The sequence below is a fragment of the Ruegeria sp. CDSB114 genome (assembly GCF_059611025.1).
This window is the reverse complement of record NZ_JBXWOT010000001.1, coordinates 797,707-822,244: the sequence shown is the minus strand read 5'-3', so window position 1 is coordinate 822,244 and position 24,538 is coordinate 797,707. Positions and strand designations below refer to the sequence as shown.

Sequence of the window (24,538 nt, the reverse complement as noted above, 5' to 3'; positions counted from 1 at the left end):
GTCCAAATAACGCCCGCACGGAGAGGTGGCCGAGTGGTCGAAGGCGCACGCCTGGAAAGTGTGTAGGCGGGAGACCGTCTCCAGGGTTCGAATCCCTGTCTCTCCGCCACAACACCAGCTCTTGTCTTGGACGCTTAGGTGTTTCACATCTCAGACATTGTTTTGGAGCCCCCGAGCAAAAAAGGCTCGGTAAGCGATTCACAAAACCCATGTTGAGCGAAATCATCCAATTTAGATGGCCCCGAATTACTGTTTCTTGCAGGCAAGGGAATTTCAGGATGCAAGGCAGTCAAACTGTTGGTTAGGGCCTATTCCTGTGTCGGTTGGGTAACTACAGGTGAAAACTCGGCGCCCGGCTTGTTTGCTGATGCGTGTGTTGAGATATCAATACATCTACAACGCCAAGTGAACGTTATTCCTTGGCTGGTCCGTTTTGCGTTAGGTGCGCAGCAAAATTGCGCCCGGAGGTTAGATGTTACTGTCTGTCGTCATTCCATGCATGAACGAAGAGGAGTCGATCCCCTTACTGGTGGAGCGCCTGATCGCTGCGACTGAACAGTGGAACGCCGAATCCGAGATTATTCTGGTGGATGATGGGTCTAATGACGAAACATGGCGCGCAATCTGTGCCCAAAGCGAGTTTCACCCGCGTATTCGCGGTTTGAAGCTATCGGGTAACCGCGGTCACCAGATCGCTCTGACAGCGGGGCTGAATGCAGCCCTAGGGCAGCGGATTTTCATGTTGGATGCTGATCTGCAAGACCCGCCGGAGCTGTTGTCGGACATGATGGCGATGATGGATCAGGGTTATGATGTGGTTTACGGGCGTCGGAGTGAGCGAAAAGGCGAAAGTTGGTTTAAGAAAGTAACAGCTCATAGTTTCTACCGCATATTGAACCGGCTTTCGGACGTACCCATTCCAAATGACACGGGCGATTTCCGGCTTGTCAGCCGTCGGGCGCTGGATGCGGTTCTGAGTATGCCGGAACGCGCGCGGTTCGTTCGGGGCATGTTCGCTTGGGTTGGTTTCCGTCAAATCGGGATCGAATACATCCGCGACCCACGGATCGCGGGCGAGACCAAATACCCGATGTCCAAGATGATCCGCTTTGCGCTTGATGCACTGGCAAGTTTTTCGATCAAACCGCTGCAGATCGCCACACGAATGGCATTTCTGACACTGATTATCGCCGCGCTAATGGCGGTCTACGTCTTTTGGTCCTTGATCCTTTACAACGCAGTTGCGGGTTGGGCGTCGACGGTTCTGGTGATCAGTTTCTTCTCGGGTATCCAGCTGTTGACGCTTGGAATCATGGGGGAATATCTCGGACGTCTGTATATCGAGGCCAAAAACCGACCACTCTATTTTGTAGATCAAGAGACCTCAGAGATTTCGGACACCATAGTAGAAGAGAAGACCGCGCAGAAATGAACGAACGGCGCCGCATAATCCGGTTTGCCATCGTGGGCTTAGGCGTGGCTGGTTACTACATGCTGGCTTATCTGGGCCTGTTGGGCGTGTTTCATTCGCCCTGGATCGCCAATGCATTGGCTTTTGGGTCCGCAATCCTGATCCAATATATTGGGCAAACAGTCTGGACCTTCGGGCAGGCGCTGGTGGTTCCTGCACAGTTTGGGCGGTTTCTTTGCATGGTCGGAATTGGGCTGCTGGTTTCAGCTGCGATTACCGGACTGGCCGGCCCTCGTTTTGGCCTGAGCGAAGTTGTCTCGGCCGCTGTCGTTGTAGTTGTTCTACCTGTGATCAACTTCGCGTTCCTACGGCTGTGGGTCTATAAACCGCAGAATTCAACCTAGAGATTGGCAATGTCGCATATCTATTCAAACGAGTTCTTTGACTATATTGACCAGGGCGCCCGGCGGTCCGCAAACAGGCTAATTGCTTGCCTTCTAGGAAAAATCTCTGCGGACAGTGTCGTGGACTTTGGCTGCGGGCGGGGTGTGTGGCTGTCGGAGTGGCAGGCCGCGGGTTGCAAGGATATTGCCGGTGTCGATGGCGACTATGTGGATCGTGACAAGCTTGCGATACCGGCTGAGGCGTTTATCGGTGCAGATCTGTCCAAACCGGTCGAGCTTGGACGCCAGTTTGATTTGGCTCAGTCGCTTGAGGTCGGTGAACACTTGCCGCATGACGCGTCGGCCAGCCTGGTTCAGAGTCTGACCACACATAGCGATCTGGTCCTGTTCTCAGCCGCCGTTCCGGGGCAGGGCGGCGAGTTTCACATAAATGAACAGCGCCTGTCCTTTTGGCAGGGTTTGTTCGCTGAACGGGGATACACGGCCTATGATTGTTTGCGGCCTGAGATGTTCGGGGATCAATCGATCGAACCCTGGTATCGGTATAATTCTGTCCTCTATGCGAACCAGTCAGGGGCAGCCCGGCTGTCTCAGGACGTGCTGGATACCAAAGTCGCGCCCGGCGCGTTGAAAGAGGTCGGCAGTTTAGGCTGGACCCTACGCAAGCTGGTTGTGCGTGCCTTGCCCCGGTCGGCTGTCACCGCGATCGCGCAGGTCCGGGCCTCTGTTATTGCAAGGTCATATGGCGACAAATCATGACGGAAAAAACACCTCGGCAGGAGTTTCTTTTTCTGTCCCTGCTTTGCACCGCTGCGTTGTTCCTGATCAACTGGCCACAGCTTTTCGACCCTTTCGTACGTCATGATGATTTCCCGGCGCTGCTGGGCTGGACCGAGATTGCCTACCACAAGGCCTTGGATGAAGGTCGTTGGTTGAACTACTGGTGGCAGTTCCGGCCATTTCTATGGCCCTCACAGATAAGCATGTATCTCTATAACATAGCCTGGGGCTTGTTCTCGGCTGCGGCGGCAGTCGCGATCATGGAGCGTTCGGATCCGATCTGGTATAAAGGTTATCTTGCGCTATTCATTGCGTTTTCGGTTCCAGCATTCCTAATTTCATACTGGTTCAACACGTTGCTGCCGGGGATCTGGGTTATCACCTTGTACAGCCTGGCAGTTCTGTTTCTTCCGCATCGTGTGTCGCTGGCCCTGTTGGTTCTGGCAGTGCCCTTATCCTTCATGGCCTACACGACCTATCCGTTCCTGTTGCTGACACTGATCCTACTGTCAAACAAGGCACCAAAAACCTATACAAACGTCGCTGTTACGTTGATCATTTTCTTTGTCAGCCTGGTTCTGGCGCTGCTGTGTGTTTACACCCTGAACTACTTCTACCATGGCATATTCGGTATTCCGGTTGCTGAATGGCGTGGGCCGAACGAAGTAAATTCGGTCGATGACCTGCTTCTGAACCTTACCAAGGTCAAAGTATTCCTCCGATCCATCATCTATACAATGGGCGGAGGGACAATCAGCTATGGCTTGATGCTCTTGGCCCTATTTGCAGGCGCCTGGGGGTTCCTGTTTACCCGAAGACGGCTGTTTGCCGTCGCGATCCTGATGGCTGCACTTGCTGGCCTGGCACCGCTTATCCTCAAGGCGATGATGTCGGGGGTGCAGGTCCCTGTCCGGGCATTGAACTGGCTTTGGATCTTGTTTGGGGTCGTGCTCACCACGTGTGGGGTTCAGTTTCTGCAGTCTTCAAAAAGATGGTTAAGTGTTTCGCGTATCTTGTTGATGTGCGTGTTGATGATCAATTTGATGCTCATTGGAAAAACATCGTTTATGTTCATCCCGCCTTGGCAAAAAGCAACGCGCGCATTGGCGCAAAGCCTGCCTGAACAGGCCGAAACCGTGTATATTTATGGACATTTTCTTGGCGTGAATGGTGCGGCAGACGCCAGAGTTCAATTCGAACGGGGGCTGCGGTTGCGGTTAAACTATCTGACCGGTGCCGAGATCATCATGTGCTGGAAGCAGCCCGATAGATGCGATGGGATTACACCTCCGTTCGATCCAGGCGACTGGGTCTCGACGCCTGTTGTCGCATCAACTGGTGACCAGGCCTTTATCCTTTTGCCGCGTCCCAATCTGGGGCCCTGATCAAAAGGTGAGTTGTAACAGGTTTGAGAAAATTCTATGAATGCGCCCACTTGGGCTGTCCGGCATTCAAGGACACAGACCCCAACCCCTGTTGGAACACCCGGACATGATTGACCTGAGCGACCACAAACCCCTGCGAAAAAGTCGCAACTATCTGATTTATCAGCACCCCGAGGTCGAAGGGGCGCTGCTGAAAGTGCGGGTGGACGAACCTGTGCGTAGCCATTTTCTGCCGCGTTATGCCGAATGGCGCTATGGCAATCTGCGCCAATGGAACCGCGAAGCAAACGAATATCTGGCGGCGCTCAACCGAGGATGCCCCGAGATCGAGAGGTTGGCGCAATTCATGGGATATGCGCCAACATCAGCGGGCCCGGCGATAGTGGTTGAAAAACTGACCGGCCCGGACGGAGATCTTGCGCCAACCCTGCATTCGGAACGCGTCGCGCTGGCCAAGGATCACGCCGGACGTGAACGTCTTCATGCTGAATTGATGGAACTGTTTGACGATCTCGAAAGCGGCCGGATCATTGTGGGTGACATGGGGTTCGAAAACATCGTTCGTGCGCAGGAAAGAGGCGGCAAGCTGACCGTGATTGACGGCGTTGGCGAGAGGGTTCTTTTTCCGCTGTCACTGGTCAGCGAAACAGCGTTTCGCAAGTCAATCGACCGTCGGCGACAGAGGATGTCGAGTGGCTTTGGTTTAATGAAGACCTGACCACTAAACTGCTACGCGCAAGGGAAACGCGCGTTCGACCTCTTTTGCTATCTCCGCAATCAGCGCTTTTGTCACGGCGTTGCGGTTGTTCATCTGAACCCGCGCGACATAGGCAAGCTCTGGAGGGGTAGGGAAGACATCGTTGATGACTTCCATGTCAGGTGTAATGTGCATCCCGTTCAATAGCGCTATGCCCAGCCCTGATCGAACAGCCGACTGGATTCCTGCTGCACTTGGACATTCCAGGATATTGTCAAAACGGTTGTCCCGCTGCTGACTGTCTTCCATTCCCCACCTTCGGTAGAAACACTGTGTGTCAAAGGACAGAAACGGAACCGGTTCTGACAGATTCAGACGATAGTCGGGTGATTTGACCCAATGAAGGGAATCCTGAAACAGGATCAGATCTTCGGGCTGCACGTCGTTGCGAAATATCTGAATCACCGCCAAGTCTAATTCACCGGCCTTCAACCAATCCTGAACATTCAGGCTTTGACCAGTGCGGGTTCGTACGCGAACATCGGGGTACAGCCGCGTGAAACGTCCAAGAATTTGGGCGATCCCGCTGGTTGTCGCATCCTCGGTCATGCCAAGCCGCAAGTGGCCGGTGAGCGGCCTGTTACCAAGTGAGGCCACCGCTTCGTCATGCAGAGTGGTAATTCGACGGGCGTATTCACAAAGACGCAGCCCGTCTTCGGTGAACAAGGGGGCACCTTTGCGGCGAGTCAGCAGTTTGCAATTCACTGCGCGCTCTAAACGGCCAATCTTATGGCTGACTGCCGATTGCGAAAGCGCCAGATGTCGGGCCGCACGGGTCACACCACCATAGGTCGCGATTGCGAGCAGCGCGCGCAAGGCGTCTATTTCCAAACGTTCGTTCATGAAATCCCATGACAGATTTTGATCATTGAATGATAATCATTCATTTGCGGCAAAGGCAAATGTCAGATTAGGTATCGCGAACACAATGTACGCGGAGCTTCGAAATGAACAATCTATACCCGGAGGATATCACAGACTTCGAACATCAGTCGGAATGCAAATCTGGCCCGCTGACGCAGTCTTCTTCTTTCGGCAAAGGTAAGTGTAATTGATGACGGAAGACAGAATAGCTAACCGCCGCCTGACAACATTGTTTGAGATCACCGGATCGGTTCTGGCTATGGCTTATGCCTTGCTGATTGCTTCGAATATTGGCGCTGAGATTCTTGGATTCTCCCTACTGTTGGTGTCGTCGGCACTGTTTGCCGCATGGGCATTGATTGATCGGCGCTGGACGTTTTTGCTGTTGCAGGCGTTCTACGCGACCTCTGCCATTATTGGACTGATCCGTTGGGCATAAACTTGGTGTAGGGTTGCCGCCAGGAACTTGTTAGGACGGATCTATGACGGATCAGGACAGAATCGATATCGGCTTTCTGCTGTTTGATGGCTTTCCGATGGCTTGTTTGACATCGGTGATTGAACCCCTGCGGGCGGCCAATGAAATCGCGGGTCATCAAGCGTTTAGATGGTCGCTGGTTTCTGAACGTGGCCAAAAGGTTCAGTCAAGCGCAGGGGTTGGGTTCGAAGCAGATCGCGCGTTGGCGGATTGCAGGAATATCGACATTTTATTCCTGCTCAGCAGCCCGTCTTCGGTCTTTGGCAACGCTGTTAGCGGCAATGCCTTGCTGCGTGGTCTTGGGAGGCACGGAACAGTTCTGGGCGGGATCAGCGGTGGCGTATTCCCTCTTGTGCGATCCGGTGCAATGGCAGGTCAGCCGGTCTCGGTCCACTGGTGCTATGAGGCGGCATTTGAGGCCGAGTTTCCCGATATGGACGCCCGGAGCGAAGTGATCGTGCGCACCGTGAAGCGCTATACCGCCGCCGGTGCAGCTGCAGGGTTCGACCTGGCACTGCATTTGGTTCACGATCGCTTGGGCGGTGACATTGCGCATGAGGTTGCGTGCTGGTTTCAACATCCGATGATGCGCGGTGCGGCAGTGCGTCAGCAGGTACCCAATGCGACAGCGCCGAAAACGGGAGACCGCCTTCCACCGCTTGTTTCACGCAGCGTTGAAATGTTTGCCGCCAATATTGGTCAAGCGATCTCGATTGCCGAAGTTGCGAAACAAATGGGCGTCACACCTCGTCAGATCGAGCGGGCATTCAAACAGGCAACCGGACACAGCCCCAGCCATTATTACCGCGCAATGCGGATGAAAGCGGCGCGTCAGATGGTAGTTTATACCAAAGATCCCATTTCCCAGATCGCGGCCGCTGTCGGCTATGGATCTGTCGCGCCCTTGGTGACACATTACCGGTCGGCTTTTGGCCTGAGCCCCAGCGAGGACAGGCGCCGCATCAACCGTTTCCGGGTTGAGGATAACGCCCCTTTGCCCTCGGTCTAGGCGCTGACTAAAGCGCCGATCGCATCGCCGTCAGGATCGCATGGTGCAGAGATTTGGCGGACGAGCGCGGACCGTACAGGCTGTAGTGATCCGAACCACGACACAGCACGAAACAGCCAATATGGTGGATCGAGCTGCGCGCCGCCGTTCCCTTAGTCAATATGCGCAGATCCAACTGGCACAAAAGCTCCAGCACTGCTTGAATGTTCGCACCAGCCAAGTCGAAACGCACCCAGGCATCGGTCTGTTCCGTGACAGAGGCCGCAGACCCAATGGCAGATTTTACTTGCGTAGCAAGGTCCTCGTGCGTGTCATGCGGTGCTTCAACCATCCATTGCTCTGGCCCCGCCCAAAAGGCGGTGATTGCGGTTCCTTCAAACCTCTGGACCTTTGGTGCCTCAGCGCCAATTAGTTTCTTCAATGCGGCTTTGGCCGCTGTTTCCTGACCGAGCCGCGCCGCGACTGATGCCAACGCCACGCCCGGTATCTCGGAACAGGTGACAGGCCCAACCGTGTCTACCCGAGGGTCAGCCGCGCCGAGGGCGGTTATCGCAACCAGATTATCCACGCAGACGTTCTCCTTCAGGGTCAACGAAATGGGCCGAGACGATTTCCACCTCGACCGTCAGGTCCGTCAGCGGCGAGACAAGGCGCATTTTCTCGCCCAGCCTGTCGCCGCCGTTTTTCAACAATCCCAGCCCGATGCTACTATTCAGAATGGGTGAGTAGACGGCTGAGGTGACATAGCCCTGATCGTGGGCTGCATCGACCGGGCCGTCAGTGTTCATCAGGTGGCCACCGGCGGTTACCTTGTTTTCAGGCTCCAACGGTTTGATCCCCACCAGCATCAGTGCATCGGGTTGGTTCAGTCCCTCGCGTTCCGACAGGGTTGATCCGATGCTGTCCTTCTTTTTGGACACCATGCGGCCCATTCCCAGGTTCAGGGCGGTTGTGGTGCCGTTCAACTCGCTGCCTGCAGCATGGCCTTTTTCGACCCGCATGACGCCCAGTGCTTCGGTGCCATAGGGGACAACGTCGAACTCTTCGCCCTCGGTCATCAGCCGCCGCATCAGCGCGTCGCCATAGCGAGAGGGAACCGCGATTTCGAATGCCAACTCGCCAGAGAACGAAATCCGGAACAGCCGCGCCCGATGGCCGCCACACACGGTGATGGTGCCGCAGGCCATGAAAGGGAAGCCCTCATTCGAGATGTCGAATTCCGGGTCGACGATCTTTTGCAACAGCTTGCGCGAATTGGGCCCGGCGACCGCATATTGCGCCCATCCCTCGGTGGTGGAAATCAACTGCACGTCCATGTCCGGGCACAGGCACTGGCGCACGAACTCCATGTGGCGATAGACCAATACGGCATTTGCGGTCGTTGTGGTTACGACGAAATGATCCTCGGCCAGTCGCGCGGCGGTGCCGTCATCCATGGCTATGCCATCTTCGCGCAGCATCAGGCCATAGCGGGTTTTGCCGACTGCCAGCTTGGCGAAAGCATTGGCATAGACGCGGTTCAGGAACGCTGCCGCATCGGTGCCCTGGACGTCGATTTTGCCCAATGTCGTGCAGTCGCACACCCCGACCGAGGCACGCGTCTGACGCACTTCACGGTCCACGCTCTCGCGCCAATGGGTCTCGCCGGGCAGGGGGAACCACTGCGCACGAAGCCAGTTTCCAACCTCGACAAACACCGCGCCGCGTTCTTCGGCCCAGTGATGTGAGGGCGTCAGGCGCGTAGGGTGGAACTCTTTGCCCTTCATCCGGCCTGCGAAAGTAGCAATCGGGACGGGGGTATAGGGCGGGCGGAAGATGGTGGTACCGGTCTCGGGGATCGACTTACCGGCCAGCTCGGCCATGATCGCCAGCCCGCCGATATTCGAGGTCTTGCCCTGGTCCGTGGCCATGCCCAGCGTGGTATAGCGTTTCAGATGCTCGACCGAACGGAAGCCCTCCTGATAGCTGAGACGGACATCCTTGACCGTCACATCGTTCTGTTGGTCAAGCCAGGCGCGTTTGCAGCCCTGGACGTACCAGAATGGTGTCTGCGCGATGGGCGCGTCCTCGGCCTCGGGCAGATCGGGTTTGGCACTGGTCAGGTCCAAAGCGGCGATTGCGGCCTCGGCGCCAGAGCGCAGCGCGCCGTGGGTCGACATATCGCCGTTTGCCGCGCCGGCAACGGACATGCCCACCGGCAGGTCCGCACCGGGAACAAAGGCGGCCAGCGTCTCATCCCAGGTGGGGCGGCCCCGCTGATGACAGGTCATGTGGACATTCGGGTTCCATCCGCCCGAAACGCCCAAGGCACCACATTCCAATGTCCGGGTTGAGCCATCGGGCAGGGCGACTTCGACAAAGCTCAGCCCCAGGCGGCCTTTAGTATTTGTGACCTGCGCACCCTGCAGAACTTCGTAATCGTGGCTGATAGGTGCGTCCTTGCGTACATCGATCACTGCGGTGATTTTAACACCTTTGGCGTGCAGATCAGCTGCGGTGCGGTGACCGTCATCATTGTTGGTAAAGACCGCGACGCGCTGCGATACCGCTGCTCCAAACCGGTTGGCATAGGTCCGCAGGGCGCTGGCTGTCATGATGCCGGGGCGATCATTGTTCTCGAATGCGATTGGCCGCTCGGTCGCGCCTGCGCACAGCAGCGCCTTTTGGGTATAGATGCGCCACAGGACTTGCCGGGGTTTGCCTGCGGGCAGGCTGGGCAGATGATCGCCCGTACGCTCGACCGCGCCATAGATGCCGTGGTCAAACGCGCCAATCACTGTGGTGCGCGGCATCAAGCGAACATTTGGCAGCGCGGACAGTTCGGCCACAGCCTGCGCCGCCCAGTCAGACGCCGCAGCATCGTCAATGATGAGTGTTTCGCTGTTCAGGCGACCGCCAAGGGCGAAATCCTCATCCGCCAGAATGACATCCGAGCCCGCACGACCCGCGGTCAATGCCGCCATAAGACCGGCTGGTCCGGCACCAATGATCAGCAGATCGCAATGGCGAAAACCCTTGTCGTATTCGTCCGGGTCCTCTTGCATCGAAAGCGATCCAAGGCCGGCTGCGCGACGGATGATCGGCTCGTACAGCTTTTCCCAGAAGGCTGCAGGCCACATGAACGTCTTGTAGTAAAAACCCGCAGACAGGAAGTTGGAAAACATGTCATTCACGGCCAGCGCGTCGAATTTCAAGCTGGGCCAGCGGTTCTGTGATCGCGCCTCAAGCCCCTCGAACATCTCGGTCACCGTGGCGCGCGTGTTGGGCTCTTTGCGGGCGCCCGAGCGCAGTTCGACCAGGCCGTTCGGCTCTTCGGATCCTGCGGTCAGCAATCCGCGCGGACGGTGGTATTTGAAAGACCGCCCGATCAGACGCACATCATTGGCCAGCAGGGCAGATGCCAAAGTGTCGCCGGGATGGGCGGTATAGCTGCGCCCGTCAAAGCGGAAGTTCAGCGTTGTATTGCGGTCGACCTGTCCGCCATTCAGCCGGTTCACCTGCGTCATTTGGAGCGCCCCCGTTCGCGGGCCACATCGCGGGCCAGTTCCACCTTTGAAATCTCGTGGGTCAGCGTGTTGCGCGTGACGACCAGCCAGGATCGGTCACCTGTTTCGTGGTACCAAAGTTCACGGTGCTCGCCTGCCGGGTTGTCACGCAAATAGGCATAGTCGTGAAAGGCCTCGGCGGCATTTTCCGCCTGCCAATCGGGGCGGTCAATCAGCGCGGCGTCGCCCAGATAGGTGAATTCTGATGCATCGCGAGGCCCAAGAAGGGGGTGGTTTATTATCATGTCTGGTGTCCCCTTTAATGCAGGTTGGGCTGATTGCCCGCGCCTTTTTCGTCGATCATCCGGCCCGTGCGGAACCGGTCCAACCGATAGGCTGTTGCGACAGGGTGCGGTTCGTCTTTTGCAAGCAGATGCGCAAAGCAATAGCCCGAAGCCGGAGTTGCCTTGAACCCGCCATAGCACCAGCCCCCGTTGAAATAGAGGCCCTCGACCGGCGTTTGGTCAATGATCGGTGAGCCATCCATCGACATATCCATCACGCCGCCCCACATCCGCAGCAACCGGGCGCGTCCGATCATCGGCATCAATGCCATGCCACCTTCGCAAACATCCTCGACCACGGGCAAGTTGCCGCGTTGGGCATAGGTGTTATAGCCGTCAAGATCGCCACCGAACACCAGCCCGCCCTTGTCGGACTGACTGACATAAAAATGCCCCGCGCCATAGGTGATGACACTGGGCAGGACAGGCTTTAGCCCCTCAGATACAAAGGCTTGTAGAACGTGGCTTTCGATAGGCAGGCGCAGTCCGGCCATCCCCATAACGCGCCCCGAACTGCCCGCAACGGCGCATCCGACTTTGGAGGCGCCGATAAAGCCTTTGGTTGTTTCGACCCCAAGACATTTGCCATCTTCGATCCGCAGCCCGGTAACTTCACAGTTCTGGATAATATCGACGCCATGCAGGTCGGCTGACCGGGCATAGCCCCAGGCCACTGCATCATGGCGCACGGTACCGCCGCGCCGTTGAACAAGGCCGCCCTTGATCGGAAAGCGAGCGTCGTCGAAATTCAGATAAGGGTGTTCGCGCTGCACCTGATCTGCGTCCAGCAATTCGGCATCGGCCCCGTTCAGGATCATCGCATTGCCACGTCGCGTATAGGCGTCACGCTGTCCGTCTGTATGGAACAGATTGACGATACCGCGCTGACTGACCATTGCGTTATAGTTCAGGTCCTGCTCGAGCCCTTCCCACAGCTTCAGCGAGAACTCATAGAACGGCTCATTCCCATCCAGCAGGTAGTTCGAGCGAATGATCGTGGTGTTTCGGCCCACATTTCCGCCACCGATCCAGCCTTTCTCGATTACGGCAACATTTCGTTGGCCGTAGATTTTGGAAAGGTAATGCGCGGTTGCCAGACCATGCCCGCCGCCACCGATTACGATGATGTCGTAATGGGCATTAGGTTCAGGTTCACGCCAAACCGGTTTCCACCCTTTGTGGCCGGTTAGCGCCTCTTTGATAACTCGAAAGCCGGAATATCTCATGAATCGGACCTTTTCTTCCAAACTTCATTATTTTCGGGCGCGGCGATATCCCCATATGCGACATGGGTGTGTCTGAATCAGACCCTCAGGCACAAGAAATAAGGCCGGAAAACCAATCGGTGAAATCCGATACCTCGGCTGAGTTGCGAAGGACGGATAAAAAATAGCCCTCACTGGCGGGTGCGGAATCTTTGCTGGCAAGGCGGACTTTGCCTGATTTCAGGGCTTGCTCTGCGATGATAGAATTCACCAGCGCAACACCGCTGCCTGAAACAGCAAGTTGCAGGGCGAGGCCATAGGAATCCACAAAATATGATGGCTTGCGCAGTTTCTGGCCGGTGATTTCACCCCATGACGCCCAACTGTCCGATGTGCCAACGGATTCGATCAGAGGCAGATCAAGCCAATTGCCGCTTAGATTCGGCGACACCACCGGGACAAGGCGATTGGGATTCAACGGTTTCGCATTTTTCCCGACTTGTTTTTCTGAACCAAAGCGTACCTCAATATCAGCGCGCGATGCTGCATATTCGTCGGGCCAGATAGTGCTGACAAATCGGAGTGAGGTTTCCGGGTGATGGGCCTGAAATTCGGGTAATGCCGGCGAGATGACCCATTCGATGATGCTGATAGAGGCAGCCACCGTGATATGGCGAGCTTTTTCTTCGGCCAAATAGGGTGAGGCTGCGGAGTGCAGCATATCCAAGGCTGCCTCGACCTGTGGCAGCAGCTTCCGCCCTTCATCCGTCAAAGAAAGACCGCGCGCGTGGCGGTGGAACAGAACGACGCCCAGACGGGTTTCCAAGGCTTTGATTTGTTGGCTGACTGCGGATTGCGTCAACCCGATCTCATCTGCCGCCGCGGTCGAACTGAGCCGCCGCGCGGCCGCTTCGAATGACCGAAACCACGTTAGAGGAGGGAGTGTTTTTGCCATCGGTAACTGACCTATTAGTGTTGTTAATACCTAAGGCTCAAGTTCTTTCGTTTGTCAAAAGATGTTTCTAACGGTGATATTTCCTCAAGCAGATTTGGGGAGACGGCAGTGCAGCCAAATATCAGAAAAATAGTGACTTTCGACGAAGAGGTTCTGGTTGAAGGGTTTCGGGCAGCGGACCGCCCGTGGCGCATGTTTGCCGTTGCGGCGATTGTGTCGAACCCCTGGGCTGGCCGGTATGTCGAGGATCTGAGGCCGGAAATTCTGGCCTATGGGCCTGTGCTGGGGCAAATGTTGACTGACCGGATGGTCACGCTTGCAGGCGGCGGCGAGGTGATCGAAGCCTATGGCAAAGCGGCGGTTGTTGGGCTGGATGGCGAGGTCGAACATGCCTCGGGCCTGATCCACACGCTGCATTTCGGGAATTACTATCGTCAAGCGGTTGGGGCCAAGTCCTATCTGTCCTTCACCAATACCCGCGGTCCGGCGAACACTCCGATCATGGTGCCCATGATGGACAAGAATGATGCCGGGCGTAGATCGCATTATCTGACGCTGCAGTTTGCAATCCCCGACGCACCGCGCGCGGATGAAATTGTGGTCGTGCTGGGTGGCGCAACCTCGGGCCGTCCTCATCATCGGATCGGCGACCGTTATCAGGACCTCAAGGATTTGGGCCATGACGTGGACAACCCGGCCTCGGTCTGAACTCAGCACCCTGGCGGTGATTGATCAGGGCCAAGGGCCATTGGTCATTCTGCTGCACGGGGTTGGCCTGCGGGCCGAGGCGTGGGGTGCGCAGATCGACGCTCTGGTCGCGGCGGGGTATCGTGTCTTGTGCCCGGATATGTCAGGACATGGTCAGTCGAGCTTTGATCATCCGACTGGCTTGGAGGCATACGTGCACCGCACGGCGTCCGTGCTAACAGAGCCCGCTGTCTTGATCGGCCATTCAATGGGCGCCCTGATAGCGCTCCGACTGGCGACGGATGTGCCAGATAGCGTTCTTGGCGTTGCGGCATTGAATGCGATCCATCGGCGTCCGGCTGCCGCGCGCAAGGCCGTCGTCGCACGTGCCTCGGCCTTGGACGTATCGGGGCCAAATGATCCCACTGTCACGTTGCAACGTTGGTTTGGCGAAGCCTCGTCCGCCGAGCGACTGGCCTGCCTGCGCTGGCTGGCTGAGGTTGATCCGGCGGCCTACAAATCCGCGTATACCGCTTTTGCCGAAACGGACGGTCCTTCCGATGATGAACTGGCCCGTATCGCTTGTCCCGCCTTGTTCATGACCGGCGCGGATGAGCCGAATTCGACGCCTGAAATGTCTCGGGACATGGCGCGTTTGGTTCCCTCGGGACAAGCGGCAATCATCGCAGGTGCCGCACATATGTTGCCGATGACTCATCCCGCCGAGGTAAATGCTCGGCTGTTGGAGTTTGTAAGGGATTGCCAGCCATGACCAGCATAGACCCGCGCGCTTTGCGCGACGCTTTTGGCAGCTTTATGACCGGGGTGACAGTGGTGACGGCACGGGATCCGCAGGGCGCGCCAGTTGGGTTCACCGCAAACTCGTTTTCGTCCGTATCGCTTGACCCGCCATTGCTGCTGGTGTGTCCGGGGAAGTTTCTGTCCAGCCACGATATTTTCGCCAACTGCACCCGGTTTGCAGTGAATGTGCTTGCAGATGGACAGCAAGAGATATCGAACACTTTCGCTGGGTATAAAGGGGACCGGTTTGCAAAGGTCGCGCACAGCAATGGCCTTTTTGATCTACCCCTAATCGACGGGGCGCTGGCGCAGTTTTGCTGCAAGACCCATCAGGTCCTTCCCGCCGGTGATCATACCTTATTGATCGGTGAAGTGGCAGAGTTCTCGCACTCGGTCGGGCAGGGTCTTGGATATGTCGGAGGGTCGTATTTCAGCCTGGGGCTCGAACGTGAAATCGACGCCATGGTACCGACGATATGCGGCGCGATCATCCGCAAAGATGACAGTGTTTTGCTGGAGCAGAGCAACGGTGCCTATCGTCCCGTTCAAATCGCCGGGGTCGAGCGGGGTGGGCAGCGAAACCGATTGACCCAGGGCTTGTCAGAACGTGGACTGAAGGTAGAGGTTGAACAGGTCTATTCCTCATTCGACGATGCGGAAACAAAGCAGCATTACACCTATTTTCTGGCCAGCTGTTCCCGACCAACGCCGCTTGAGGGCGCCGAATGGATCAGAACGGATGACCTTCCGAACCTAAAATACGTGTCCGGTGGTGTCCGCCACATGATGACCCGCTATGCGATGGAAGCCAAAGAGGGGGATTTCTCTCTCTACCTAGGTGACGCCTCGCAGGGCGACATTCACAGCTTACGATAAAGGAGCAGGTCAATGGAATTTTCCCTGTTTGCCCATATGGAACGTTTGTCGCCAGATCAGCCGCATGACGTTCTGTATGACGAATTCGTCAGCCTTGTGAAAATGGCGGACGAGGGCGGGATGCGCGCCGTCTGGACGGGTGAGCATCACGGGATGGAGTTCACCATCGCGCCTAACCCCTTTATCTCGCTAGTCGATCTGGCCCATCACACCCGGAATGTACGGCTGGGGACGGGTACGGTAGTCGCCCCGTTCTGGCATCCGATCAAATTGGCCGGAGAGGCCGCCGCGGCAGATCAGATTACCAAAGGCCGGATCGAACTGGGGATCGCACGCGGCGCATATTCTTATGAGTATGAGCGCCTGATGCCGGGGATGGATGCCTGGGAAGCGGGCCAACGGATGCGGGAAACAACCCCTTTGCTTCCGCAGATCTGGCAGGGCGATTGTGCGCATGAGGGTGAGTTTTATTCCTTTCCGGCGACCACATCTGCGCCGAAACCGTTTCAGAAAAACGGTCCGCCGATCTGGATCGCGGCGCGGGACCCCAATAGTCATGAATTCGGTGTCCACAACGGGTTTAACATCCAGGTCACCCCCCTGTGGCAGGGCATGGAAGAGATTGAAACGCTGATGGACCGCTTCAATGCAGCCTGCGACAGCCATACCGGACCGCGCCCCAAAATCATGCTGTTGCATCACACATATGTCGGCAAAGACGCAGACGATGTTGCGCAAGGCGTTCAGGAATTGCGCCGGTATTACAACTATTTCGGTGCCTGGTTCATGAATAAACGCCCGGTCGCACAGGGTTTGATCCAACGGATCACCCAGGACGAGATGGATGCAAACCAGATGTACACAAGTGATAAGCTGGCGCGCGACCTGACGGTTGGTACAGCGCAGCAGGTTATTGACCGGATCAAACGTTATGAAGATTTGGGCTATGATGAGTTTTCGTTCTGGGTCGACAGCGGGATGACGAACGAGCGAAAACGTGCCTCTTTGGCGCGGTTCATCGACGATGTCATGCCAGCCTTTCAGTGAGGAACACTATGGGAAATCTACCGCATTTTCAGCTTTTCATTGATGGCGCCTGGTCTGAGGGGGCGACGTCTCAGGTTATGACTTCTGCAAATCCCGCAACTGGGCAGGGGTGGGCTACGTTTTCCTGTGCGGCACCTGAGGATGTCGACAGGGCAGTCGCCGCCGCCAAACGTGCGCTTGATGATCCGCAATGGCGCGACATGACGGCCACCGCGCGCGGCAAGCTTCTTTATCGCCTGGCCGACCTAGTTGCCGAAAACGCTGCACGGCTTGGAGAATTTGAGACAACAGACAGCGGTAAACTGCTGGCAGAAACCTCGGCGCAAACTGGGTATGTCGCGGATTACTACCGCTATTTCGCAGGGCTTGCGGATAAGGTTGAAGGGACGGTTCTGCCCATCGACAAGCAGGATATGCATGTGTTTACCACGCGCGAACCCATTGGTGTTGTCGCGGCTATTGTGCCTTGGAATGCACAAATGTTCCTGACAGCGACTAAGTTGGGCCCGGCGCTTGCGGCTGGGTGTACCGTCGTGCTGAAGGCATCCGAAATTGCGCCGACCCCGATGCTGGAGTTCGCGCGTTTGATTGAACAGGCAGGATTCCCCGCGGGCGTTGTCTCGGTCATCACCGGGGATGCGGAAAACTGTGCAATTCCACTGACCCGCCATCCCGATCTGGATCGCATCGCCTTTACCGGTGGCCCCGAGACAGCGCGCCATGTGGTCAGGAATTCTGCCGAAAACTTCGCCGTCACTTCGCTGGAGCTTGGTGGCAAATCACCGATACTTGTTTTTGAAGACGCGGATCTGGATGGGGCCGCAAATGGCCTGATCGCCGGAAACTTTGGCGCGTCGGGGCAAAGTTGCGTTGCGGGCACGCGCGGGCTTGTGCAGCGATCCGTTCTGCAAGGCCTGATCGGCCGCATCAAAGAAAAGGCGGGTGCAATCGTTCTGGGTGACCCGCTGGATGCCGGTACCCATGTCGGACCGCTATGTACCATGGCGCAAGTGAACAAGATCGAAGAGACCCTGGCCAAGTCAGCGGAGCAGGGGGCCGTGGTCCATTTCGGCGGGCAACCTGCGGATCGGCCCGGCAATTACATGAACCCAACACTGGTCGAGTGCATATCGCCCGAGACCGAGACGTTGAAAGTTGAGATGTTTGGCCCGGTTATGTCTCTGCTGCCCTTCGATACCGAAGAAGAGGCCATAGCATTAGCCAACAGCACGGTCTTTGGGTTGGGGTCTGGCGTGTTCACGCAGAATCTGGCGCGGGCGCATCGGGTGTCCAAGCGGATCAAGTCGGGGATTTGTTGGGTTAATACCTATCGCGCGATCTCTCCTATCGCGCCGTTTGGCGGATTCAATCAATCAGGGTATGGCCGTGAAGCCGGGGTTGAGGCGATCCTGGATTACACCCGGACCAAGACCACCTGGATCAGCACCTCGCAAGAGCCGATGGCGAACCCGTTTGTGATGCGCTAGGTCTGTTGTCAGACAGATATCGGAGCGCGGTCATGAAGTTGAAACATCCGAATTTTGAACCTCCGGCAGACGCAAATGACCGGAGGGCGATCCCTCCAGTCATTTGCTATCCGCCCGAAACGATACCGCAACCTGATCTGGCTGCGTTGACTGACCTGAGGCAGCGCGCGGTGAAAACCGCCGAAGTCATAGCAGCCCCGCGTGATGCGGCCTGTATTGAAGTGCCCGCGGGGGCCTTTATTCGGGTGGTGTCGGTCGATGGCGCGCAGGTCGGTGATCTGAACATGTGGTACAAGCACGACCTGACCGAACGGTTCTATTCCGGCAAAACCCGCGCGCTGCATGGCACGCATCTGTCGACCGGGGATCGGATGTGGTCAAGTTTTCCGAATATGCGGCCCATGGCGACCATCGTTACGGATACTCTGGATTGGTATGGGTTCGATTCATACGGCGGATCCGTGCATGACGTAATCGGGACCCGCTGTGACCCCTATACCGGGCGATTGCTGTCTGGCGATGACTACCATTATTGCTGCCATTCCAACCTGACACGGGCATTGGCCAGCCATTGTGGCCTGCCGCTGCATGAGGCCGAAATGCACGTCCACGACGTGTTGAACGTCTTCATGTGCACCGGATTTACGCAGGACACAGGCCAATACTTCATGAAGGCAAGCCCGGTGCGTCCGGGTGATTATCTGGAATTCTACGCCGAGATTGACCTGATCGTCGGCCTTTCAGCTTGTCCCGGGGGCGATTGCTCGTCCGAGCATTCCTCGGACGCAGCCGCCTGTTATCCATTGGTTATGGAAGTCTATGACCCCGGTGAAGACATCCGAAACGCGCATATTCAGCCCAAGCGATCTGCTTATGATCGCACCCATGGGGCAGGTTAAGAGGTCAGGCGTTGCCCAAGCCGGTCCAGCATCCGACAGCATAGGTCGAGCTGTTCGATCTCGACGTACTCATCTGCTTTATGGGCCTGTGTGATCGAGCCGGGACCGCAGACAATCGCATGGGTGCCAAGCTGCTGAAACAGGCCAGCTTCAGTGGCGAATGACACAACACCTGTTCCGTTCGCCCCGGTCAGCTCGGCAACCAGTTTGCGGGCGGCGTTTTCTTCCATTGGCTCAAGGCCTGCAACCTCGGCCGTGATATCCTGCGTGATGTTGGCTTCACTATGGACGGCCTGCATTTCGGGCAGCAGGCTGTGCGTCACATAGTCAGTCAGGGTTTGCTTGACGAAATCTGCATCGCTGGCCTGAACCGGGCGCATTTCCCAGCCGATATCGGCTTTGCTGGCAATGACGTTATGGGCGACGCCGCTATTGAAGAACCCCACGTTTATAGTGGTCCAGGGTGGCTCGAAGGGGCTGTTTGTTGGCGCGCGGGATTTCAATATCTGGCGCAGTTCCAGAAGTTTTCCTACATAGCGTGCCGCGTATTCCGCCGCATTAACCCCATCATCGGGGGCCGAGCTGTGTCCTTCGAGCCCGACAAATCGTGTCGTGTATTCATAGCACCCCTTATGCCCTTCGATCAGGCACATTTCGGTGGGCTCTCCGATTATTGCGATATCTGGCACAATTCCTCGTTCGGAAAGATCGTTCACCATGTTCTGCGCGCCCAAACATCCGGTTTCTTCATCATAGGTGAAGGCAAAGTGCAGCGGTTGGGTCAGTTTTCTGGCATCCAGCGTTTCGGCAAGTGCAAGTGCGGCGGCGATGAAGCCCTTCATGTCACAGGTGCCACGTCCGTAAAGTCTGCCATCTTTCTCGGTCATCAAAAACGGGTCTGATGTCCAGTTCTGATCCGCGACGGGAACCACGTCCGTGTGGCCGGATAACAGGATGCCGCCGGGAATGTCTGGGCCTATGGAAGCAAATACATTGGCCTTGGTGCCAGTATCATCCCGGGTTTCGATGCAGCGTGCACCCAAGGCCTGCAACCTGTCCCTTAGATAGCTGATGATCTGAAGATTGCTGTCTGCAGATACCGTTTCAAACGCGATCAGATCGGCGAGGATATCTTGGGTTCTTTGCAGGGTCATGGCTTTACAAACAGCTTTCTTGGGCGGTTACAGAAACATTCGGCAGGACCGGTATCGGTGATCAGGATCGACTCGGTGATCTCTAACCCCCAGTCATTCAACCAGAGGCCAGGCATAAAGTGAAACGTCTTGCCAGGTTCCAGGATTGTCTCATCCTCGGGACGCAGAGATATCGTGCGCTCACCCCAGTCCGGGAGATAGCTCAGACCTACTGGATAGCCGCAGCACGCGCGGCGTTCAATGTGGACGTATCTGACAATCTGGCATCCACACTGTACGTCGTTCCCCATTCGTATCCTGATTGCGTTCCCACCGGATCGGGTCTGCGTCATGAAAGACCAAAATGCCCTGATGGACGTAGAACGACCACCCCTCGTATCCGGTTAGCCACGTCATGTTCGAAGGGGCTTCGAAGAACAGCGCGTCCAGCCCGGCCTTGGCCATGGCTTTTCGTGTTTTGGACAGCTGGCGGTTAAATTCCCCCCGTGTGAATACCGGATTCACTTGGCTCATCGGGTCCTCGTGTCGTGATTAGAGACGTGTTGACAGAACTTTACGAATCCGATCACGTCAATGGACAACTCAGGAAGGAAATACTGTTGAAACTCAGTTCAAACCCACACCGCGGCAAGGAAAAATTGATTCCTGATGCTCCATTTCCTTCGATAAACGCGGCTCGCGTAGCTGATTTGTTAACAGTATGCCCTGCAGCAGCAGAAACCAATCTGGTTGAAGCCAAGGATTTGGCCAATGTCGCCGATCTATGGGTCAAAGATGAGCGTGGGCGCATGAACCTCGGGTCATTCAAGGCTTTGGGGGCTGCCTATGTCATCGCCCGCCACGCTGCTGATCTGGCGCAGACACCGGATAAGTCTACTTTACGCGGGAAAACCTATGTCACCGCTAGCGCGGGTAACCACGGGATGAGTGTAGCAGCAGGTGCACGGATATTTGGGGCTGATGCAGTGGTCTATATCGCCGAAACCGTACCTGAAAGTTTCGCGGAACGCCTTCGTGCGCAAAAAGCCAGGGTCGTTCGTCAAGGCACGGATTATGCCGCCAGTATGGAGGCTGCTGGCAAAGCGGCGCAGGCTAACGGTTGGACATTGCTATCTGACAGTTCGTGGGACGGGTATTACGAGCTGCCGCACACCCTGATGGAGGGATATCTGCAGATGGCTGCAGAAGCGGTGCGCCAATGCCCAAATGCGCCCACGCATATCATTTTGCAGGCCGGGGTAGGTGGGCTGGCAGGGGCGGTTGCAGCTTATGCGCGCCATGCCTGGGGGGATGGACCCAAAATCATTGTCGTGGAACCCGAAGCGGCCCCTGCGTTGCAAGCCAGTATCGAAGCAGGTACCTGCGTCTTTGCGGATGGGCCTGACAGCATCATGGGGCGGCTGGACTGTAAAGAACCCTCGCTGATCGCGCTGAATGGTCTGGCGCGGGATGCAGACTGTTTTCTGACGCTCTCGGATGACGACGTGGTGCGGTATTTACCGGCCATGGCAGAGGCTGGGTTGGCGACAACTGCTTCGGGCGGGGCCAGCGTCGCAGCAGCGATGAATGCAGATGTCTGCGAGGCCCTGAACATTGGAAGCGATGCCCAAGTTCTGTGCATTTTATCCGAAGTACCGGATTGAAGAAGGTCAAGAAGCATCTGAATCCTGCCCTGGAATAAGCGCAGGAAGCAGCAAGTTAAGAGGGTGCAACTGCCCCCAAAGGCAGAATCCGATTGCGCCTGAAAACGCGGGGTTCGCAAATCCGTACCTCTGCCCTATCAAAATGAGATTAATAGCCCCCCAAAGCGCGGTTTCTAGATTGGATTGCACCAGATAATTTTGGCGTTTTCCGATCGGTCACGGATTTTCGACATGCGAATCTCTCAGCAACTCAGTATCGATGTCGAGGTCTGGGCCGGGAGATACGGCGGTTTAAATAGCAATTATAACTCATTTAAATAATTATATTTATGTTGTTGAATGGGAAGTTAAATCGAGGCGAATGAAGCAAGTTAATTACGCCATTCAAGGCCTTGCGTTGCGGACGAGATATCGAAATATCAGTTGAGCTGAAGTGAATTACAGGATTCTTTGTCGCCTAGCTGTCACATTTATGGTTGCGTGGTTGGTCCCCCATGTCCTTAAATAGGGTGGACTGGTCTTTGAGATCCGGATGAACCGGGCAAGCAAAGACCGCACAGGGGAGCCAAGTTGGTAATGTCAAATGACGCAGCGTTCGTCGAATTTCAGCGTGTTCAAAAATCTTATGACGGCGAGATACTCGTCGTAAAAGACCTTAATCTCTCGATGCCAAAGGGTGAGTTTCTAACTATGCTCGGCCCCTCGGGGTCAGGCAAGACAACTTGCCTAATGATGTTGGCCGGATTTGAAACCGCTACTCATGGCGAAATCATGTTGGACGGACGCCCGATCAACAACATTCCACCACATAAGCGCGGGATTGGCATGGTGTTCCAAAACTATGCACTGTTCCCGCATATGACTGTGGCTGAAAACCTTTCGTTCCCGCTTGAAGTGCGCAACATCGGCAAAAGCGATCGGGAAGAAAAAGTGAAGCGTGCGCTGGATATGGTCCAGATGGGCGCCTTTGGCAGCCGCCGTCCGGCGCAACTGTCCGGTGGTCAGCAGCAGCGGATCGCCTTGGCCCGTGCTTTGGTGTTCGAGCCTGAGCTAGTTTTGATGGACGAACCGCTGGGTGCGTTGGACAAGCAATTGCGCGAACATATGCAGTTCGAGATTACCCGTCTGGCGCATGAGCTGGGGATTACAACAGTTTACGTGACCCACGACCAGACAGAGGCGCTGACGATGTCGGATCGTGTGGCCGTGTTCGACGACGGACGCATCCAGCAGCTTGCGCCGCCGGATCTGCTCTATGAAGAGCCCGAAAATAGCTTTGTTGCCCAGTTCATTGGTGAAAACAACACCTTGGAAGGCGTTGTTAAGTCAATCGACGGCGACTCGTGCGTGGTTGCACTGGATGATGGATCAGAAATTGACGCCAAACCGGTCAATGTCAGCGCTGCTGGTGAACGGACCAAGGTTTCAATCCGTCCCGAGCGGGTCGAATTCAACAAAGATCGCCTGCATGCTGATGCGCATACGCTCAAGGCGACTGTCAAAGAATTCATCTATATGGGTGATGTCTTCCGGTTCCGCCTGTCCGTGGCGGGTAATGAAGACTTTATCATCAAGACCCGAAACGCCCCCGACGCGATTCGGTTGTCGCCCGGCCAAGAAGTCGAGATTGGCTGGTTGGCTCATGATTGCCGGGCGCTTGACGCCTGATGCAGAACATCCCGCGGTGAATCGCTGGGGGATAAATGACGGCCGGGTTGCCCCGTGATCCGGTCTGTTCAGAAATTTACGGGTATAACAGGGAGTTAACAATGAAAGTTAAGACCACTTTGATGGCAAGCGCCATTGTTGCTGTGGCCGGCGGCGCCATGGCCGAAGAAATGACTATCGTGTCTTGGGGCGGCGCCTATTCCAAGTCGCAGTTGAAGGCTTATCACGAGCCCTATTCGGAAAAGAGCGGCATCACTATCCTTAACGATGACAGCTCGGCCGAAGCGGTTGCCAAGCTGCGCGCGATGAACGAAGCGGGCAACATCACCTGGGACGTAGTGGATGTTGTTGCTGCGGACGCAATTCGTCTGTGTGACGAAGGTCTGGCGATGGAGATCGACCCAGACACAATGCTGGCCCCGGCGCCCGACGGCACCTCGGCTGCCGATGATTTCGGTGACCTGCTGGTCAGCGAATGCTTTATCCCGCAGATCGTCTATTCGACTACATTCGGCTATCGTACGGACCTGGTAGGTGACACACCTCCGACTGATGTCTGCGCCGTATTTGATCTGGAGGCCTATCCGGGCAAGCGTTCACTGGAAAAGCGTGCCATCAACAACATGGAATGGGCGCTGATCTGTGATGGCGTCGCCAAAGATGACGTTTATGACGTTCTGGCGACTCCAGAAGGTCAGGATCAGGCGTTGGCGAAACTGGGAACCATCAAGGACAACGTCGTCTGGTGGTCCGCGGGTGCCGACACGCCGCAGCTTCTGGCCGATGGCGAGATCATCATGGGCTCGACCTATAACGGCCGTCTGTTCAGCGTGATCGAAGAGCAGAAGCAGCCCGTTGCCATGCTTTGGGACGCGCAGATCTTTGACCTGGACGGCTGGATCATCCCCGCCGGTCTGAGCGAAGAGCGTCAGCAGCGTGCGCTGGACTACATCATGTTCGCAACGGACACGCAGCGTCTGGCGGATCAGGCCAAGTACATCTCGTACGGTCCGGCCCGTGCCTCGTCGGCTCCGCTGGTTGGTCAGCATGCCGAGCTTGGCATCGACATGGCGCCGCACATGCCGACCGATCCGGAAAACGCCAAGAACACGTTCCTGTATAACTACGAGTTCTGGGCGGATTACCGCGATGACATCGAAGCGAAATTCCAGGCTTGGCTTGCGAAATAATCGTTTGAT

General features: G+C 56.3%; 24 protein-coding genes, 1 tRNA gene and 1 pseudogene. 17 read left to right on the top strand and 9 right to left on the bottom strand.

Translation table 11 applies throughout. The annotated features are described in order from the left end of the window. The first annotated feature begins 19 nt into the window (after positions 1–19). From AC2FIP_RS04140 to AC2FIP_RS04115, 6 genes are all read left to right on the top strand, one after another. Positions 20–109: transfer RNA gene (locus AC2FIP_RS04140), tRNA-Ser, on the top strand. 363 nt (positions 110–472) lie between these two features. Beyond that, positions 473–1,432 (top strand): glycosyltransferase family 2 protein, encoded by a 960-nt coding sequence (locus AC2FIP_RS04135; RefSeq protein ID WP_496785261.1) that lies wholly within the window; start codon positions 473–475, stop codon positions 1,430–1,432. Further along, positions 1,429–1,815, top strand: a complete 387-nt coding sequence (locus AC2FIP_RS04130; protein ID WP_496695215.1) for a GtrA family protein — start codon at positions 1,429–1,431, stop codon at positions 1,813–1,815. Before AC2FIP_RS04135 ends, AC2FIP_RS04130 begins: the two co-directional genes overlap by 4 nt. A 9-nt stretch (positions 1,816–1,824) precedes the next feature. After that, a complete protein-coding gene (locus AC2FIP_RS04125; RefSeq protein ID WP_282021316.1) occupies positions 1,825–2,574 on the top strand; it encodes a methyltransferase domain-containing protein in 750 nt (249 codons plus the stop codon). Then, positions 2,571–3,980, top strand: coding sequence for a hypothetical protein (locus AC2FIP_RS04120; protein ID WP_496785259.1), 1,410 nt, complete (start codon positions 2,571–2,573; stop codon positions 3,978–3,980). The genes AC2FIP_RS04125 and AC2FIP_RS04120 overlap by 4 nt, the downstream gene beginning before the upstream one ends. 40 nt (positions 3,981–4,020) lie before the next feature. Next, on the top strand, positions 4,021–4,698 hold the full coding sequence (locus AC2FIP_RS04115; RefSeq protein WP_271946735.1) for a YrbL family protein: 678 nt from the start codon (positions 4,021–4,023) through the stop codon (positions 4,696–4,698). Positions 4,699–4,701: 3 nt separating this feature from the next. On the opposite strand, the gene AC2FIP_RS04110 is transcribed toward AC2FIP_RS04115, so the two are convergent. After that, positions 4,702–5,580 (bottom strand): LysR family transcriptional regulator, encoded by an 879-nt coding sequence (locus AC2FIP_RS04110; protein WP_496785258.1) that lies wholly within the window; start codon positions 5,578–5,580, stop codon positions 4,702–4,704. A gap of 211 nt (positions 5,581–5,791) precedes the next feature. On the opposite strand from AC2FIP_RS04110, the gene AC2FIP_RS04105 reads away from it, so the two are divergent. Further along, positions 5,792–6,040, top strand: a complete 249-nt coding sequence (locus AC2FIP_RS04105) for a hypothetical protein (RefSeq protein WP_496695224.1) — start codon at positions 5,792–5,794, stop codon at positions 6,038–6,040. 43 nt (positions 6,041–6,083) lie between these two features. Next, positions 6,084–7,088, top strand: a complete 1,005-nt coding sequence (locus AC2FIP_RS04100; protein ID WP_496785257.1) for a GlxA family transcriptional regulator — start codon at positions 6,084–6,086, stop codon at positions 7,086–7,088. A gap of 7 nt (positions 7,089–7,095) precedes the next feature. On the opposite strand, the gene AC2FIP_RS04095 is transcribed toward AC2FIP_RS04100, so the two are convergent. The 5 genes from AC2FIP_RS04095 to AC2FIP_RS04075 all read right to left on the bottom strand — a co-directional run bounded on the left by AC2FIP_RS04095 (position 7,096) and on the right by AC2FIP_RS04075 (position 13,077). Beyond that, the gene (locus tag AC2FIP_RS04095) at positions 7,096–7,656 is read right to left on the bottom strand and encodes a sarcosine oxidase subunit gamma (RefSeq protein WP_496785255.1); all 561 of its coding nucleotides are present in this window, start codon (positions 7,654–7,656) and stop codon (positions 7,096–7,098) included. Continuing rightward, the gene (locus AC2FIP_RS04090) at positions 7,649–10,594 is read right to left on the bottom strand and encodes a sarcosine oxidase subunit alpha family protein (RefSeq protein WP_496785254.1); all 2,946 of its coding nucleotides are present in this window, start codon (positions 10,592–10,594) and stop codon (positions 7,649–7,651) included. The genes AC2FIP_RS04095 and AC2FIP_RS04090 overlap by 8 nt, the downstream gene beginning before the upstream one ends. Further along, positions 10,591–10,878: a sarcosine oxidase subunit delta gene (locus AC2FIP_RS04085; protein WP_281972199.1), complete on the bottom strand. Its 288-nt coding sequence runs from the start codon at positions 10,876–10,878 to the stop codon at positions 10,591–10,593. Before AC2FIP_RS04085 ends, AC2FIP_RS04090 begins: the two co-directional genes overlap by 4 nt. Positions 10,879–10,892: 14 nt before the next feature. Further along, positions 10,893–12,143, bottom strand: coding sequence for a sarcosine oxidase subunit beta family protein (locus tag AC2FIP_RS04080; RefSeq protein WP_496785252.1), 1,251 nt, complete (start codon positions 12,141–12,143; stop codon positions 10,893–10,895). 85 nt (positions 12,144–12,228) lie between these two features. Next, entirely contained in the window at positions 12,229–13,077 is an 849-nt protein-coding gene (locus AC2FIP_RS04075) for a LysR family transcriptional regulator (RefSeq protein WP_496785251.1), read from the bottom strand. A 108-nt stretch (positions 13,078–13,185) separates the two neighbouring features. Here AC2FIP_RS04075 and AC2FIP_RS04070 point away from each other — a divergent pair, with 108 nt between their 5' ends. From AC2FIP_RS04070 to AC2FIP_RS04045, 6 genes are read left to right on the top strand one after another with little or no spacing between them, the layout of a single operon-like run. Then, on the top strand, positions 13,186–13,785 hold the full coding sequence (locus tag AC2FIP_RS04070) for an amino acid synthesis family protein (RefSeq protein WP_496785249.1): 600 nt from the start codon (positions 13,186–13,188) through the stop codon (positions 13,783–13,785). Continuing rightward, positions 13,757–14,536: an alpha/beta fold hydrolase gene (locus AC2FIP_RS04065; protein ID WP_496785248.1), complete on the top strand. Its 780-nt coding sequence runs from the start codon at positions 13,757–13,759 to the stop codon at positions 14,534–14,536. Before AC2FIP_RS04070 ends, AC2FIP_RS04065 begins: the two co-directional genes overlap by 29 nt. Further along, positions 14,533–15,441: a flavin reductase family protein gene (locus AC2FIP_RS04060; RefSeq protein ID WP_496785246.1), complete on the top strand. Its 909-nt coding sequence runs from the start codon at positions 14,533–14,535 to the stop codon at positions 15,439–15,441. The genes AC2FIP_RS04065 and AC2FIP_RS04060 overlap by 4 nt, the downstream gene beginning before the upstream one ends. A 12-nt stretch (positions 15,442–15,453) precedes the next feature. Beyond that, positions 15,454–16,488: an LLM class flavin-dependent oxidoreductase gene (locus AC2FIP_RS04055; protein ID WP_496750519.1), complete on the top strand. Its 1,035-nt coding sequence runs from the start codon at positions 15,454–15,456 to the stop codon at positions 16,486–16,488. An 8-nt stretch (positions 16,489–16,496) separates the two neighbouring features. Next, positions 16,497–17,975, top strand: a complete 1,479-nt coding sequence (locus AC2FIP_RS04050) for an aldehyde dehydrogenase (protein WP_496700192.1) — start codon at positions 16,497–16,499, stop codon at positions 17,973–17,975. Positions 17,976–18,007: 32 nt separating this feature from the next. Then, entirely contained in the window at positions 18,008–18,874 is an 867-nt protein-coding gene (locus tag AC2FIP_RS04045) for an urea carboxylase-associated family protein (RefSeq protein ID WP_496785245.1), read from the top strand. Here AC2FIP_RS04045 and argE read toward each other — a convergent pair. The 3 genes and pseudogenes from argE to AC2FIP_RS04030 all read right to left on the bottom strand — a co-directional run bounded on the left by argE (position 18,871) and on the right by AC2FIP_RS04030 (position 20,472). After that, the gene (gene argE, locus AC2FIP_RS04040) at positions 18,871–20,028 is read right to left on the bottom strand and encodes an acetylornithine deacetylase (RefSeq protein WP_496785244.1); all 1,158 of its coding nucleotides are present in this window, start codon (positions 20,026–20,028) and stop codon (positions 18,871–18,873) included. The genes AC2FIP_RS04045 and argE overlap by 4 nt on opposite strands. After that, positions 20,025–20,270, bottom strand: a pseudogene (locus AC2FIP_RS04035) (M24 family metallopeptidase); the annotation flags it as partial. The gene argE and the pseudogene AC2FIP_RS04035, both read right to left, overlap by 4 nt. After that, on the bottom strand, positions 20,266–20,472 hold the full coding sequence (locus tag AC2FIP_RS04030; RefSeq protein ID WP_496677804.1) for an aminopeptidase P family N-terminal domain-containing protein: 207 nt from the start codon (positions 20,470–20,472) through the stop codon (positions 20,266–20,268). The pseudogene AC2FIP_RS04035 and the gene AC2FIP_RS04030, both read right to left, overlap by 5 nt. Before the next feature lie 155 nt (positions 20,473–20,627). Between AC2FIP_RS04030 and AC2FIP_RS04025 the strand changes: the two genes are divergently transcribed. The 3 genes from AC2FIP_RS04025 (at position 20,628) to AC2FIP_RS04015 (ending at position 24,529) form a co-directional block, all read left to right on the top strand. Next, positions 20,628–21,671 (top strand): pyridoxal-phosphate dependent enzyme, encoded by a 1,044-nt coding sequence (locus AC2FIP_RS04025; protein WP_496785242.1) that lies wholly within the window; start codon positions 20,628–20,630, stop codon positions 21,669–21,671. A gap of 576 nt (positions 21,672–22,247) precedes the next feature. Then, positions 22,248–23,339: an ABC transporter ATP-binding protein gene (locus AC2FIP_RS04020; RefSeq protein WP_496785240.1), complete on the top strand. Its 1,092-nt coding sequence runs from the start codon at positions 22,248–22,250 to the stop codon at positions 23,337–23,339. A 101-nt stretch (positions 23,340–23,440) separates the two neighbouring features. After that, positions 23,441–24,529, top strand: a complete 1,089-nt coding sequence (locus AC2FIP_RS04015) for an extracellular solute-binding protein (protein WP_142634172.1) — start codon at positions 23,441–23,443, stop codon at positions 24,527–24,529. The last annotated feature ends 9 nt before the right edge of the window (positions 24,530–24,538 follow it).